This window comes from Rhizobium sp. Leaf453, from assembly GCF_001425605.1.
In the GTDB taxonomy this organism is placed as follows: Bacteria; Pseudomonadota; Alphaproteobacteria; order Rhizobiales; family Rhizobiaceae; genus Pararhizobium.
The window spans coordinates 89504-103595 of the sequence record NZ_LMRG01000001.1; the positions used below are offsets into that span (position 1 = coordinate 89504).

Here is a 14092-nt window from a genome sequence, read left to right on the forward strand (position 1 = left end):
AATTAACTTCAACCGCAATCGATTTGGAAAATCGACCTCAAGTTGAAAATTCCCTGCCTTTCGGGATTGCTGCATTAGCGACTCGCGGTTAGACATTTCGTAACCCGCCTCTGACCCGCCACGCCCACAACATCTGATCATCAAAATATGCAACGGCACGAATGCGTTCCGTGTGGAAACCCGACAGGATATCGCATGGCTGACATTACAGGTACCGCAGGCAATGACGTTCTGGTCGGCACGGATTTTGAAGACTTCATCATCGGCCTCGAGGGCATCGACAAGATCGATGGCGGAATCGGTCAGGATGAGATTTATGGCGGTGAAGGCAATGACAATCTCTCCGGTTCCTTCAACAGCGACAGGATCTTCGGCGAACAGGGCAACGATACGTTGGCCGGCAACAGCGGTAGTGACGCGCTGGAAGGCGGTGAAGGCAAGGACACCTATTACGGCGGCAGCGGCGGAGACACGATCAGGCTCGGGCCCCTCGCGACGGCAACGGGTGAAACCGTGGACGGAGGTTCCGGTAACGACAGGATTGAAATCGACTACAGGCTCTCCTCCGTCAAACTTAACATCACCATCAAGGACTGGATTTCGACCCAGACCCTGGCGGGCGGCATCCAGATTATCAACGTCGAAAGTTTTCGGATAACCGGCAGCAAATTCGACGATATCTTCGTTGGCGGCAACCATTACGACAGCTTCAAAGGTGGCGACGGCAAGGACACGCTGTCCGGCGGACGCGGTAACGACTACCTGTTCGGCGAAGATGGCAATGACATTCTCAACGGCGATCAGGGTTACGACAGCCTTGATGGTGGCGACGGAAATGACAAGCTCTACGGCGGAAGCGGTAACGACTATCTCTATGGCGGAACCGGCACGGATTACCTTTCCGGCGGAAGCGGCGATGATGAGTTGAACGGCGACGAGGGCAACGGCACGCTGAATGGTGGCTCGGGGAACGACCGAATCTACAGCGGTAGCGGTGACGATATCATCGAAGGCGGTAGCGGCGACGACATCGTTTTCCTGAACTTTGGCAGGGATACCGTCACCGACTCCAGCGGAAGCGATCGCCTGGAGTTCGATTTGACCGGGAATTTTACAGCCAAGGCATCCACCGAGATCACAACGCTCGCCAATGGAACGACATTCACGGGCTTCGAGCATTTTACAATTCAGGTCTGGGACGGCAAATCCGACAAAATCACGACCGGCGCAGGCAACGACATCGTCGAGACCTACAATTCCAGCGACGACTGGATCAATGGCGGTGCTGGCGACGACCTGCTCAATGGCGGAGACGGCAAGGATACGATCTACGGCGGCGGCGGCAATGACACGGTCAAGTTCGGCCGTTATGAGGCTGATTTCAGCGATGGAGGCAGCGGCATCGATACTGCCGACATCCGTGGCGGCCCCGATGATGGTCAGATCTTTACCGTAACTGGAACAACGGCCACGATCACCGGTGGAACCGTTCTCAAGAACTTCGAACACTATATCGTATCGTTCGGTGACGGCGACGATGTCGTCAAATCCGTGGGAGCGGCACTAAGTGTCAGTTTTGAGGGTGGCAGCGGCGACGATATCTTGATCGGCACCGACGGGGCAGACAAGTTGTACGGAGGCTATGACAACGATCGCCTGACATCGGGCGCCGGCGATGACCTCATCTACGACAATGCAGGTACCAACGTCATTTCCGCCGGCGACGGCAATGACAGTGTCTATGCGAGCGACCCATACGGCAGCGCCATTGACGGCAATTACACTGTCGATCTGGGTGCGGGGGATGACATCTTCCACGGCACGGCATCGACCAAGAAGCTCAATCTTCAGGCCGGAGCCGGAATAGACTTCGCGTCGCTTGACTTCAGCAAGTCCACAGCGGGGATCACTTTCCAGCTCGCCACCACCGTGACGGTTGCCAACCTGCCCGTGACGGTCAAGAACGTCGAGCGGATCGCGCTGCTGGGAGGCAGCGGCAACGACACCTTCACCGGTGGCGGCCTGAACGACGACCTGCGCGGCGGCAAGGGCAATGACACGCTCAAGGGTGGCGGCGGCAACGACACAGTCTACGGAGATGCTGACGGCGTCACCGGTGGCAAGGACAAGATTTATGGTGAAGCCGGTGACGACATCATCTATGCCGGCATTGGCGACAAGGCAGACGGTGGCGCCGGCAATGACTGGATCTCCCTCAACGTGGCGGAGCAAACGAAGGATATCAGCTTCGTCTTCTCGACAGGGAAGGTCGATGTCGACGCAACCACGTCGTTTAGTGCATTTCAAACACTGCACTATTTCGGCAGCAAGGGCGCCGACACCGTAACAGGCGGCGAACTGGGCGATTTTCTCGTCGGCAATGGCGGGAACGACATCCTCAAGGGGGCTGGCGGCAGCGATCTACTCAAGGATGGTTCTGGCAGCGACAAACTCTATGGAGACAAGGGCGACGACTGGCTGATCCGCACATCGACTGATGGAAAGGATGTCTTTAACCCGATCGGCAAGGATGTATTCGACGGCGGCTCCGGGACAGATACGCTGTCGTTCGAAGAGCCTTTCGTCGGCTCAGGCTACGTCATCATCGATCTGATGACGCACAGCAAGAACAACGGGCTGGCACTTGGTTTGACCGTCAAGAATATCGAGATCATCGAAGGCAGCGCACTCGATGACGATATCCGCGGTGATGCCAACGCAAACATTCTCCAGGGCGGCGCAAGCGACGACGTGCTCCACGGCCGGGATGGCGATGACACGCTGAACGGCGGGTGGGGTGACGACTGGCTGACAGGTGGCAAGGGGAACGACAAGTTCGTCTTCGATTTCTACGCACGCAGCATCGACGGCGATGTGATCACCGACTTCACCCGTGGTCAGGACAAGCTGGTGATCGACAGGAGCGATTATAACATCGCTGTCGCCGACAAGACCGTTACGCTCGTCGTCGGGGCCGATCCCGTCGCGACCGGCACCAAGGGCACGTTCCTGTTCGAAAGCGACAATGGCCGCCTCTGGTTCGATGCGGACGGCAAGAGCACCGTGGCCGATCTCGAACTCGTGGCCATTCTGCAGAACGTCACGACGCTCTCGACCAGCGATTTCATTCTCGTCTGAGACCGAATGGCCTCCGCTCTATCACCCCTCGCGTGACGGGAGCGGAGGCCCTGAAACTGCGCCTACAGAATAAACATGTCCCGCGTCAGGCTCATCGCATCATCCAGATGCAGGACAAAGTCGGCTTTCTTGTCGCCGTTTATATCGGCGTAGATGTAAGTGTCGGATGCGGCTTTGTCATAGCGGAGTTCGCCGGCCTTTCCGCTGAATGCTTTCGTGCCGAGGAATGTGAAGGGCTGGTCGCCGGCAAGCTTGGTGTTGGCGTCGATGGCGGAGAGATCGATGTCATCATCCCCGGTGAAATCGAAGATCGTATCGGTCGCGGTTTTCGACGTGCCCAGGTCCGTTGCGGACTTGAAGATGAAGCGGTCGTTGCCGGCGCCGCCATAAAGAGCGTCCGCGCCTCCCCCGCCGTTCAGGAGATCGTTGCCGGCACCGCCGCTCAGCAAGTCCTTGCCGTCGCCCCCTTCGAAGACATCGTTGCCCTTGCCGCCATAAAGCTTGTCGGCGCCGCGCTGGCCGCGCACGAGCACGCTTTCATCGCCTGCCCGGAAGGTGATCGGCGCATCGGTCTTCGTCTGGAAGACGACATTGAGCTGGATATAGGATGTCTCGAACGTGGTCGCGCCCTGGAGATCGATGGCGATCCCGTCATGCGCGAAGCGGAGGTCGGTGGCGTCGATTTCCTTGATATTGGTTTTCAGCCGCACGCCGATGATCGGCTCGATCTTGTCCTTCAGGTCGGCAAAGACCGGTCCGTTGAAGTCGACCGGCTTGTTTTTGCCGGTCGTGAGGTCGAGATAGCCGGTGCGCCACAGCGCCATGCCATGGAAATCGAGGCCGATCGCGGCATCGGTCACGGTCGCAGTGTAAACCTGCGTGCCCTTGACCGTCACGCCATTGATCTTGGTCGGGCCATTGATCAGCGTATCGGAGCCAAGACCATAGGTCGTGCCGATCTTTCCGAAGAAAAACTGATGGTGCAGTACCTTGCCGTTGAAACCCATTCACCCGCTCCGCGTCGATGGACACAATAGGCGGACCGGGTAAACGTTTCGTTAACCATGATTAAGGCTTCGCTGATCCTTGCGGGTGGACTGCCTGACGCCGTTCAACGCAGGCCGGCGGCAAGATGTTCGGCGACGGCCAGGTCCGCCATCGCAAGCGCTGCCTCCCGCGTCTTCGCAGCGGCGACAAAGCGGCCATTGTGGCAGAAGCTCGCGCCTGCAATGCCGCAGACGGCCTCCAGATCGCCGTTGGTCAGGCCGGCCCAGGCGGCGGGCAGATCGGCCCGGACCTCGAAGCCTTCGTCGGAACGGCGGATGGTGGTCAGGCACCAGTCGCGCTCGCGCGGATGAACGACGAACAGCAGATGGTCGGCGCCCGCCTTGACGATGGCCGGACGGAACGGCATGCCGGCCGGCAGTTCCAGCACACGCCCCTCGCCCGTATCCCTGATCGCCTGCTGCACGATCCCTTCTGCCCGCAGTTTCGCGGCACTCTGGGCAATCCGCCCTTCGACGAAAAGACGCGCGACACCGAGTGCCACATGGAAACCGCGATCGTCAGCGTCGGCATCCGCATCGTCGAACACGGGTTTCAGGGTTTCGAGAAGAACCGGCAGGGTGAGCGGGCTGAGCAGGCCGGCTGTTGTCGGGCTCAGTGCGCCATTGTCGGCGAGATCGACCGGCAGCACGAAGCCGGCGTCGAAGGAGGCGTGAACGATATCGACATGCGCTTCCGGCAGGCCATAGGCGCGGAGATAGTCGCGGCCGTAATGTTTCCAGACCAGACCGAAGGAACTGTAGGGCTGTCCGTCGTCCCTGAGCGGCGCACCCCGCTGGTGGTGATCGAAAACGGCAAGGTCCGGATCATAGGCGCCGCCGACGTCGTAGATGACCTTGCCGGCACCGGGCGTGATCCATTCCGGCGCCCGGCTGCGCACGATCTTCGCCTGCGGAAAAAGCCGGGTGAGGATGACGCTGGACAGGAGCTCATCGGCATGGAAGCCACCGGAATGGGTGACGAGAAAGTCTGGGGTCATGCCGGGTGTGCCTTGTCGCTTGCGGTTATATCAGATCGGCATCAGATAGCCGTTGCAGCCGGTTCGCTCAACCCGTCATTTCAGGAGAGTTTCACGAGCGATGACGTCACGAAGGGCGGCGCACCGGGATCGGCACGTCGCTCATGTTATCGTTCTGCCAGGTGCGGATGACGTGGACCTGTTCCGGGATCTGATCGTTGAGATAGCTGACATTGCCCGGCAGGCCCATCGGATAAAGCGCGTTGCGGCTGGCCTCATAGGCGACGCTCTGGTCCGTGCACAGGCGCACCCGCATATCCTGCGCGGCCACGTCCGTGCGGTTCTGCAGGTCTTCGACAGACGTGGCCGTGGCGGAGAGTTGGCCGCCGAAGGCCTGCGTCAGGAATTGCGCGGCGCGTTCGTTGCGTTCGCGTTCCGTCGTCGCGCCCATCATGACCACCATGACACGGCGGCCGTCTCGCTCCGCCAGCCCGACATAGTTTCGCCCGGAGGCACAGAGGAAACCCGTCTTCATGCCGACCGTGCCGCTGAAACGGGTCAGCAACTGATTGTTGGACTTGATCTCCTTGCCATCGATGGTGACGGCGGTCGCCAGGAAGAAGCGGCGGTATTCCGGAAAGAGGCGGTCCACTTCCAGACCCAGGATCGCGAGGTCGCGCGCGGTCGTATAGTTGCTCTTGTCGAACAGGCCATTCGGGCTGGTAAAATGGGTTCCCGTCATGCCGAGACGGAGAGCCGTCTCGTTCATGTGAAGGACAAACGACACCTCGTCAGAGGCGACCGTTTCGGCAAGCGCAACGGCAACGTCATTGGCGGAGGCGGTGATCGTCGCGAAGAGCGAATCCTCCAGCGTCATGGTCCGCCCGAAGGTCAGGCCGGATTCAAGAAAGGCCTGTTTCGAGGCATTTCGGCTCATGCTCACCGGTGTCGTCATCGTCACGGTGCCGGCACGCAGGGCCTCGAAGGTCAGATAGGCCGTCATCAGCTTGGTCGTAGAGGCCGGATACCACGATACACCGGCATCCTCCTGATAGAGAACCTTGTGACTGTCTGCATCGACGACCAGCACAGGTGTCGCCGCCGCTGACGTCGCGGCCAGCAGACATGCCGCGAACGACAGTCCTTTCCATGATCGTCCGATCATTCCGCGTGTGTTCCTGTTCATATGCCTGTCTCCGGAGGAAGGCATCTCATTGCATCATGCGTCGCGAAAGGACAAGCGATTTACCGTCATTCCGCCGGGTGTGACCGCTCGATGAACGAGCGGTCATGCAATCACAAATCCGTCGCCGTCGAATGTGCCCAGTCCATGTAAAGGTCCTTCGCCTTGGCAGCAATCGGGCCGGGCTGGAGGTCGCGGTCTTCGAGTTTGGTGACGGGGACCACCTTGGAATAGTTGCCGGAGGTGAAGATCTCGTCGGCGGTTTCGAAGTCGGCGAGCGTCAGCGTCGTCTCGACCACGTCAAAGCCGGCGTCGCGCAAAAGCGTGATGACGCGGGTGCGGGTAATGCCGGCGAGGAAGGTGCGGTTGGCGGCCGGCGTGAAGACGACGCCGTCTCTGACCATGAAGACATTCGACGAACCGGTCTCGGCGATATTGCCGAGCATGTCGCGCACCAGCGCATTGGAAAAGCCGCGTTTGCGCGCCTCGACCAGGATGCGGCCATTGTTGGGATAGAGGCAGCCGGCCTTGGCATCGGTCGGCATGCATTCGATCGTCGGGCGGCGGAAGGGGGAGACTGTGAGCGTCTGGCCGCCCGGGCCTTCACCCATCGGCGCTTCGAACAGGCAGAGCGCGAACCGGGTCGAATCCGGATCGACGGCGACGACGCTGCCGGGCATGCCATGCTCGCCCCAATACATCGGCTTGACATAGATCGCCGTCTGGCCATCGAACTTCTTGACGCCTTCCCAGGCAAGGCCTTCGATATCCTCCGCCGTCACGACCGGGTTCAGGCCCAGCGCCAGCGCCGAACGATTGACACGCTGGCAATGCAGGTCGAGGTCCGGCGCGATGCCGTCGAACCAGCGCGCGCCGTCGAACACCGTCGAACCCAGCCACATGGCATGGGATGTCGGCCCGATCAGCGGCGGATTGCCGGACATCCATTCGCCATCAACAAAGGTCCATGTGGTGCTGCGCGGGGATGTATCGACGGCCATGGGGCTCTCCTGTTTTTCGTTTTTCTTCGATGGGCATAACCCGAAAATCGAGAACTGGGGTAAATAGGTACATCAAAAAAAGTCATGCCGTCCAATCTGGAAGCCGATCGGCCACTCGCATAGTCTGCCGCCCGAAGCGAAAAGGACCCGTCCCATGAAAGCCATGTATTATGACGCCTTCGGCAAGACGCCGGAAATCCGGACACTGCCGGACGCCACGCCAAGCGCGGATGGCGTCGTGATCAAGGTCGAGGCGACGGGGCTTTGCCGCAGCGACTGGCATGGCTGGATGGGCCATGATCCCGATATTGCCCTGCCGCATGTGCCGGGTCATGAACTGGCCGGCACGGTTGCCGCGACCGGCAAGGGCGTGCTGCGCTACAAGGTCGGCGACCGGGTGACGGTGCCCTTCGTTTCCGGCTGCGGCCGCTGCGGCGAGTGCCATTCCGGCAACCAGCAGGTCTGCGCCAACCAGTTCCAGCCGGGCTTCACCCACTGGGGCTCGTTTGCCGAATATGTGGCGATCGATTTCGCCGACCAGAACCTCGTGCATCTGCCCGAAAACCTCGATTATGCCACGGCCGCCAGCCTCGGTTGCCGCTTTGCCACCTCCTTTCGCGCCATCGTCGACCAGGGCCGGGTGCGCGGCGGCGAATGGGTGGCGGTGCATGGCTGCGGCGGCGTCGGCCTGTCGGCGATCATGATCGCCACGGCACTCGGTGCGAATGTCATCGCCATCGACATTTCCGAAACGAAACTCTCCTTCGCCCGCGAGATCGGCGCCGTCGCCACCATCGACGGCAGCGTCACCGGCGATGTGGCTGACGCCGTGCGCGAGATCACCAGGGGCGGCGCGCATGTCTCGATCGATGCTCTGGGCTCGCCCGTCACCTGCTTCAACTCGATCAAGAACCTGCGCCGCCGCGGCCGTCACGTCCAGGTCGGACTGATGCTGGGAGACCATGCCAGCCCGCAAATCCCGATGGCACAGGTGATCGGCCATGAACTGGAAATCTACGGCAGCCACGGCATGCAGGCCTGGCGCTACCAGGAAATGATGGCCATGCTGGAGACAGGCAAGCTCAACCCGCAAAAACTGATCGGCCGCCATATCAGCCTGGAGGAAGCCGTGCCGGCGCTGATGACGATGGATACGGCGCAGGATCTGGGGATCAGCGTCATCACGCGGTTTTGAGAGAGCAGGCCACACAGGAAACGACACGGCATTTCTTGTCGCTGCGGCGGCCATGATCGACGGCGGCAGCACGGCAAAGCCGTTTGCGAATAACCCGACGCTGATCTCGTCGGGCTACGAGATTCATCTCAAGCAACGGCTTACAATCGGTCGAGACCGCCCTACTTACAGTGGCAGACGCTGCGTGGCGTCGTTATCAATGGAGTAGACCATGGCATCATCCATGCTGATCAGCATCCTGATCACGTTTCTCGTTATTGTGCTCGTTCTGTATCTGGTTGCCAGACTGCCCATCGACGGTCGCGCCAAGCAGATCGTCCAGATCATCGTCATCATCATCGGCATCATCTCACTGCTGAAATACCTCGCGGTCTTCTGATCACGGGCGGGAGAGCGATCTCCCGCAGCCACCCTCCCCGAACCGGAAAGCGAGTGCACCCATTGGCAAACAAGAATGACGTCAAGGCTCCGGCCAAGCCGACGGTCCGCCGAAGCCCGGATGAGACGACCGTTGCTGCGCTCGGCATCATCAATGCCGAACTGATCGCCCGCAACAAGAAAACCGCCATGCTCAAGGCGCTGCGGCTTGCCCAGGAGCCTGCCGAGGAAAAGCCGGTCAAAAAGGGAACGGCAAAGAAGAAAAAGGCGTAACTACAGCCCGTATTTCTCAAGCCCACCGCTAACTCTTATTCAGCATGGTGCGGGCAAGATGCGGCCAGTGCGCTTTTGGTCTTTTCGCGTCCATGAGGCATCGCTATTTTCTCCATGAAGAGGAATCAACGAGGCGATCCATGGCACTGGCGGCGGAGAAGCAGGCAGTCGACAAGCAGGCGGAGGCGCTCTATGCCCCGCTGCTGAGCACCAATCCCGCCCATCCGAATGGCTGGCCGATCCGGATCATCGTCAGTTCGCAGACCGAAGCGCGGCACAACCGGGCGCTCTGGGCGCCGACGCATCTGATCTCGATTCGCGCGACGGGTTCCAAGCTTCTGTCGATGATCGACCTTCCCGCCGGAAGCCATCTGGAACTGCTGTTCGGCGACGTGACGGATTCGGACGAGCCGGATGCGGCGCGGGCCGAGGCGATCGAGCGGACCTTCGCCTTTGTCGACCAGCTGCCACAGGACGCGCATCTGCTGGTCCACTGCCTGCGCGGCATCGGCCGCTCGACCGCGCTGACCATGGGCATTCTCGCCCGTTACATGGACCCGGAAGAGGCTGCCGCCGCCCTGCACGGATTGCGCCCGGAAGCCAAGCCGAACCGGCATGTCACCGGTCTTTGCGACACGGTCCTCGGGCTCAAGGGCAAGCTTGCCAAGCAGGCCCTGCGCTTTCCCGCCAAGGTCTGGAAACCCGCGAAAAGTTGATCCAGCCCCTCTTGGCAAATGATTGTGCGCCGCACAAATCTTTGCCATGATCCTAGCTAACATCGCTGATGAGCGAGGACCGCAAGGCTTGGAAAACGGGCCGCCAAAACAGCGGTGCGGTCGAAAATGACGTGGAGGCAAGCCTTTCGGGAGTGAGGTTGCTCGCCACGACTGGAATGACAGGAGGAAGTTGATGGCTCATGCTGCCTATGTGTTCGATGCCTATGGCACGTTGTTCGACGTGCATTCGGCCGTGCGCAAGCACGCGGAAGGGATCGGTCCGGATGGCGAGGCGTTTTCGACGCTGTGGCGCGCCAAGCAGCTCGAATACTCCTGGATCCGGGCGTTGATGGGCAATTACACCGATTTCTGGACGCTGACCGAACAGTCGCTGGATTATGCCTTCGCGCGCTTTCCCTCCGCCGACCTTAGCCTCAAGGCGGCGCTGCTCGATGCCTACTGGCATCTGGACTGCTACCCGGAAGTGCCGGGTGTCCTCAAGAACCTCAAGGATCGCGGCGCCCGCATCGCCATCCTCTCGAACGGTACGCCGCAGATGCTGCAATCGGCGGTGAAGAAGGCGGGGCTGGACCTGATCATCGATGACATCTTTTCCGTCGAGGCCGTGCGGTCCTTCAAGACGGCGCCCGCCGTCTATGACATGGTGACCACCAGCTACCGGCTTTACCCGGATGCCGTGTCCTTCCAGTCCTCCAATCGCTGGGACATTGCCGGGGCGACGAAGTTCGGGTTCCGTACGGTCTGGATCAATCGCAGCGACATGCCGGACGAATACACTGATTTCGGGCCGGCGCTGATCCTGCCCTCGCTGGAAAGCCTATAACTCACGGAGACGATAATGGCCTGGTCGGCGGAACAATATGTCAAGTTCGAGGACGAGCGCACCCGCCCTGCCCGCGACCTTCTCCACAAGGTTTCCAGCATTCCCGACGGGCCGCTTTACGATCTTGGCTGCGGCCCGGGCAATTCCACCGCACTCATTCGCGACCGCTTTCCGGTCTACCTGCTGACCGGCGTCGACGGTGACGACAACATGCTGGAAGCCGCCCGCACGCGCCTCACCGATATCAGTTTCGAGCAAGGGGACCTGACACAATGGGTGCCGCCGGAGCCCGCCGCGCTGTTCTTCGCCAACGCCGTGTTCCAGTGGCTGCCGGATCACCTCAGCGTGTTCGACCGGCTGATGGATGCACTTCTGCCTGGCGGGGTTCTGGCCGTTCAGATGCCGGACAATCTGGATGAGCCGACGCATGTCTGCATGCGCGAACTGGCGGAGGACACGCGCTTTTCGCGCTTCTACCCAAAGGGCGGAAAGCGCCGTGATGCGCTGCCGGAGCCATCCGTTTATCTGAACAGGCTCATGCCCAAATGCGCCTATGTCGATATCTGGCACACGGTCTATTATCATCGCCTCGCCAATGCCGAAGCGATTGTCGAATGGGTGAAGGGCACCGGTTTGCGTCCCTACCTGGACGTACTGCCCGACGAGGCGAAGCAGGCCTATCTCGCCGCCTATCTCGAACGCATCCGGGCGGCCTATCCGCCGCTCGCGAACGGGCGCGTGGTCCTGCGGTTTCCAAGACTGTTCATGATTGCGGTGAAGGGCTGACCAACGCCCCACGCACAGACGGCTGCTCGATTCCATGGATCGAATGGATTTCATGCGCCACGAGGTGCTGAAGCCGCCAGAGATTGCGGTCGTGAATGCCGAAATCCTCCAGATGCGAGACGGTATTGTAAAGATATTCGGCGCAGGACCCAATGTGGCCACAGGCGCGCGCGAGAACGGAGGCGACAGCCTCCAGCGGCTCGCCCTTTTCTGCGCGCCGCTCACCGGTCACCCCCACCCAGAAGCCCAGCGCCTTGAGGTGCCCGGTCTCTGCCCTGACCGGCAGCCAGCGGATCGAGCCCACGCCTTCGTGATAGGTCACCTCACGGCGCAGCATCCGTTCGATCTGCTGCACGCGGTCGCCATCCGGCAGGCGGTAGATGACGCCATCACAGCGGCCACCCCGTTCGAGAGCCATCATCAGGCCCGGTTGCTCCTCGGAGCCGCGCCAGCGCTTGATGGACAGGGAAAAGGCCCGGTGCCAGCCGAAGGCTGTCGCCCGCTGCTTGTCGATCGCATCGAACTCCGGCTTCCAGATCAGCGAGCCGTAGGCAAACACCCAGAGACCATCCGGATCGCATTCGCTGGCGAGCCTTTCGGCCAGCTGCCGGTAATCGGCGTCGCTGAGCTTCGAATATGTCGGGTCCGGTCCCGGATCGGCCTCTTCCCGATGGCAAAGCGCAACGAGGTCAGGCGTCAGGGACATGGTTCTCGGCTTGGGCATTCAACGGGTCTCGAACGGGATTCGGATCGGCGGGATTAGGGACGGAGGTTTTCGCATCGGAATGCGACCTCTAGCACAATGCCCCAAAGTTGGACGCTGCCTCCAGCGGAATTTCAGGTATTTCTAGGGATGTGGACCGATCCGCAACGCCTTTCAAGGCTTCATGGCCGACAGGCGCGAAACGGTCGAACTGTACGATGCCGGCAGATTTGCCTTTATCCGCGTGAACCCGATTGCATCCATTCCGAAGACTTTGCGAAAATGAGGAGGTAACCCCCATGAAGAAATTGATCGCTGCGGCCCTGTTCGCCGCTTTCCTGCCGACTGCATCCTATGCCGCCGCCCTTCAATTCCCGAGCGAGGAGCCGGCGGCATCGATCGATATTCCCGACAGCTGGAGCCCGACGGTCACCGATGACGGTATCGAGGCCAATGCCGGCGACGATGCCATCTACCTTTCCATCGACGTTACCGACGAGAAGGGCACGCAGGAGGTCATCGACGGCTGTGTCGAATACCTGAAGACCAGCGGCGTCACCGTCGATCTCGCCACTCAGAAGGAATCGGCCGGCGAACTCAACGGCATGAAGGCAACCAGCCTCAACTGGGATGGCAAGGACAATGACGGCGACGTCAGCATCAGCCTGACCTTCGTCTCGCCGAAGCCCGACAAGATCATGGTCATCACCTATTGGGGCACGAAGGGCATGCAGGAAGCACATGGTGCGGAACTGCAGGCCATGATCGGCTCGCTGAAGCCGCTTTAACGAGACCGTGGTTCGGGCGGGTGGCATGACGCCATCCGCCTGAATTCTTACATCTTCGCAGCCAGGAAATCGATGAAGGCCCGGATGCGGGCCGCCAGATGGTCATGCCCGGCAAAGACCGCATGGACCTGTTCCGGCTCGTGCGGATTGTAATCCGCCAGCACCTCCACCAGTGCCCCCTTTTCGATGAACGGCTCGACATCGAACTTGCCGATACGGGCGATCCCGAGATCGGTCAGGCACAGATTGCGGGCGATGGAACCGCTGGAAGCCTGAACATTGCCCGGCGCCGGCCGGGTATAGGTGGCGCGGCTGACCGGATCGCGAAACAGCCATTCGCGCGGATTGCGCCCGAAGGTGAAGGTGATGCAATTGTGATGGATGAGTTCATCCGGCGTCAGGGGCGCACCATGTCGCGCCAGATAATCCGGCGTCGCCACAGTGATGCGGTAACTCTCCATCAGCTTGCGCGCCTTCAGCGTTGAATCGCGCATCGGGCCGACGCGAATGGCGATGTCGGTGCGCTCCTCGATCAGATCGATGACGCCGTCCGTCAACGAGATATCCAGCCGCACCTCCGGATAAAGCGCCAAAAATTCGCCAGCCAGCGGCAGGATGTAGCGCTCGCCAAAGCCGACGGTGGCGTTGATGCGCAGCAGCCCTCGTGGCGTCGCCCGGCCGCCATTGGCGACCACCAGTTCGGTCTCGGCGATATCAGACAGGATGCGCTGCGCCCGGGCGAGATAAATTTCCCCTTCCGGAGTCAGAAGCAGGGAGCGCGTGGTGCGCACCAGAAGGCGGGTGCCGAGCCGGTCCTCGATGCGGGTCACCAGTTTGCTGACGGCGGATGGCGAGAGTTGCAGCCGACGCCCCGCGGCCGAAAAGCTCTTCAGCTCCGCTGCCGCGACGAAGACCTCCATCTCCCCTGCCCGATTGTCCATCGACCTATCCTTGTGAATTCAATTCACAGCCATTTATCCATTCCATCGGATTATCGCGCAAGTGGCTTTGGCCCATATTCCACACAACGAAACCCAATGACGGTGAACAACCGCCACCAACAC

General features: G+C 60.7%; 14 protein-coding genes. 8 read left to right on the forward strand and 6 right to left on the reverse strand.

The genetic code is table 11. From position 1 onward, the window contains the following. Nucleotides 1-195: 195 nt before the first annotated feature. Nucleotides 196-3138, forward strand: coding sequence for a calcium-binding protein (locus ASG68_RS00475; protein ID WP_082478291.1), 2943 nt, complete (start codon nt 196-198; stop codon nt 3136-3138). 62 nt (nt 3139-3200) lie between these two features. Here the strand turns inward: ASG68_RS00475 and ASG68_RS32695 are convergent, their stop codons facing one another. The 4 genes from ASG68_RS32695 to ASG68_RS00495 form a co-directional block, all read right to left on the reverse strand. Next, entirely contained in the window at nt 3201-4145 is a 945-nt protein-coding gene (locus ASG68_RS32695) for a calcium-binding protein (protein WP_062576028.1), read from the reverse strand. Between the two features lie 104 nt (nt 4146-4249). Beyond that, on the reverse strand, nt 4250-5182 hold the full coding sequence (locus tag ASG68_RS00485) for an MYG1 family protein (RefSeq protein ID WP_062576027.1): 933 nt from the start codon (nt 5180-5182) through the stop codon (nt 4250-4252). A gap of 106 nt (nt 5183-5288) precedes the next feature. Beyond that, entirely contained in the window at nt 5289-6326 is a 1038-nt protein-coding gene (locus tag ASG68_RS00490; protein ID WP_200943270.1) for a D-alanyl-D-alanine carboxypeptidase family protein, read from the reverse strand. A gap of 131 nt (nt 6327-6457) precedes the next feature. After that, the gene (locus tag ASG68_RS00495) at nt 6458-7345 is read right to left on the reverse strand and encodes a branched-chain amino acid aminotransferase (RefSeq protein ID WP_062576025.1); all 888 of its coding nucleotides are present in this window, start codon (nt 7343-7345) and stop codon (nt 6458-6460) included. Nucleotides 7346-7499: 154 nt separating this feature from the next. Here ASG68_RS00495 and ASG68_RS00500 point away from each other — a divergent pair, with 154 nt between their 5' ends. The 6 genes from ASG68_RS00500 (at nt 7500) to tam (ending at nt 11537) form a co-directional block, all read left to right on the forward strand. Next, complete coding sequence (locus tag ASG68_RS00500) at nt 7500-8540, forward strand: zinc-dependent alcohol dehydrogenase family protein (RefSeq protein ID WP_062576024.1); 1041 nt, start codon at nt 7500-7502, stop codon at nt 8538-8540. Nucleotides 8541-8751: 211 nt separating this feature from the next. Beyond that, on the forward strand, nt 8752-8919 hold the full coding sequence (locus tag ASG68_RS31780) for a Thivi_2564 family membrane protein (protein WP_112405649.1): 168 nt from the start codon (nt 8752-8754) through the stop codon (nt 8917-8919). Nucleotides 8920-8981: 62 nt separating this feature from the next. Further along, a complete protein-coding gene (locus tag ASG68_RS00505; RefSeq protein WP_062576023.1) occupies nt 8982-9191 on the forward strand; it encodes a hypothetical protein in 210 nt (69 codons plus the stop codon). A gap of 140 nt (nt 9192-9331) precedes the next feature. Then, the gene (locus tag ASG68_RS00510; protein ID WP_062576022.1) at nt 9332-9907 is read left to right on the forward strand and encodes a phosphatase; all 576 of its coding nucleotides are present in this window, start codon (nt 9332-9334) and stop codon (nt 9905-9907) included. A gap of 193 nt (nt 9908-10100) precedes the next feature. Further along, nucleotides 10101-10751 (forward strand): haloacid dehalogenase type II, encoded by a 651-nt coding sequence (locus tag ASG68_RS00515; protein ID WP_062576021.1) that lies wholly within the window; start codon nt 10101-10103, stop codon nt 10749-10751. Between the two features lie 15 nt (nt 10752-10766). Continuing rightward, complete coding sequence (tam, locus tag ASG68_RS00520; protein WP_062576020.1) at nt 10767-11537, forward strand: trans-aconitate 2-methyltransferase; 771 nt, start codon at nt 10767-10769, stop codon at nt 11535-11537. Here the strand turns inward: tam and ASG68_RS00525 are convergent. Next, nucleotides 11515-12261 carry a gamma-glutamylcyclotransferase gene (locus tag ASG68_RS00525; RefSeq protein ID WP_244484065.1) on the reverse strand — a complete coding sequence of 249 codons (747 nt, stop codon included), beginning with the start codon at nt 12259-12261 and terminating at the stop codon, nt 11515-11517. The genes tam and ASG68_RS00525 overlap by 23 nt on opposite strands. A gap of 278 nt (nt 12262-12539) precedes the next feature. Between ASG68_RS00525 and ASG68_RS00530 the strand changes: the two genes are divergently transcribed. After that, the gene (locus ASG68_RS00530; protein ID WP_062576018.1) at nt 12540-13028 is read left to right on the forward strand and encodes a hypothetical protein; all 489 of its coding nucleotides are present in this window, start codon (nt 12540-12542) and stop codon (nt 13026-13028) included. Between the two features lie 47 nt (nt 13029-13075). On the opposite strand, the gene ASG68_RS00535 is transcribed toward ASG68_RS00530, so the two are convergent. Then, a complete protein-coding gene (locus ASG68_RS00535; protein WP_062576017.1) occupies nt 13076-13969 on the reverse strand; it encodes a LysR family transcriptional regulator in 894 nt (297 codons plus the stop codon). Between the last annotated feature and the right edge of the window lie 123 nt (nt 13970-14092).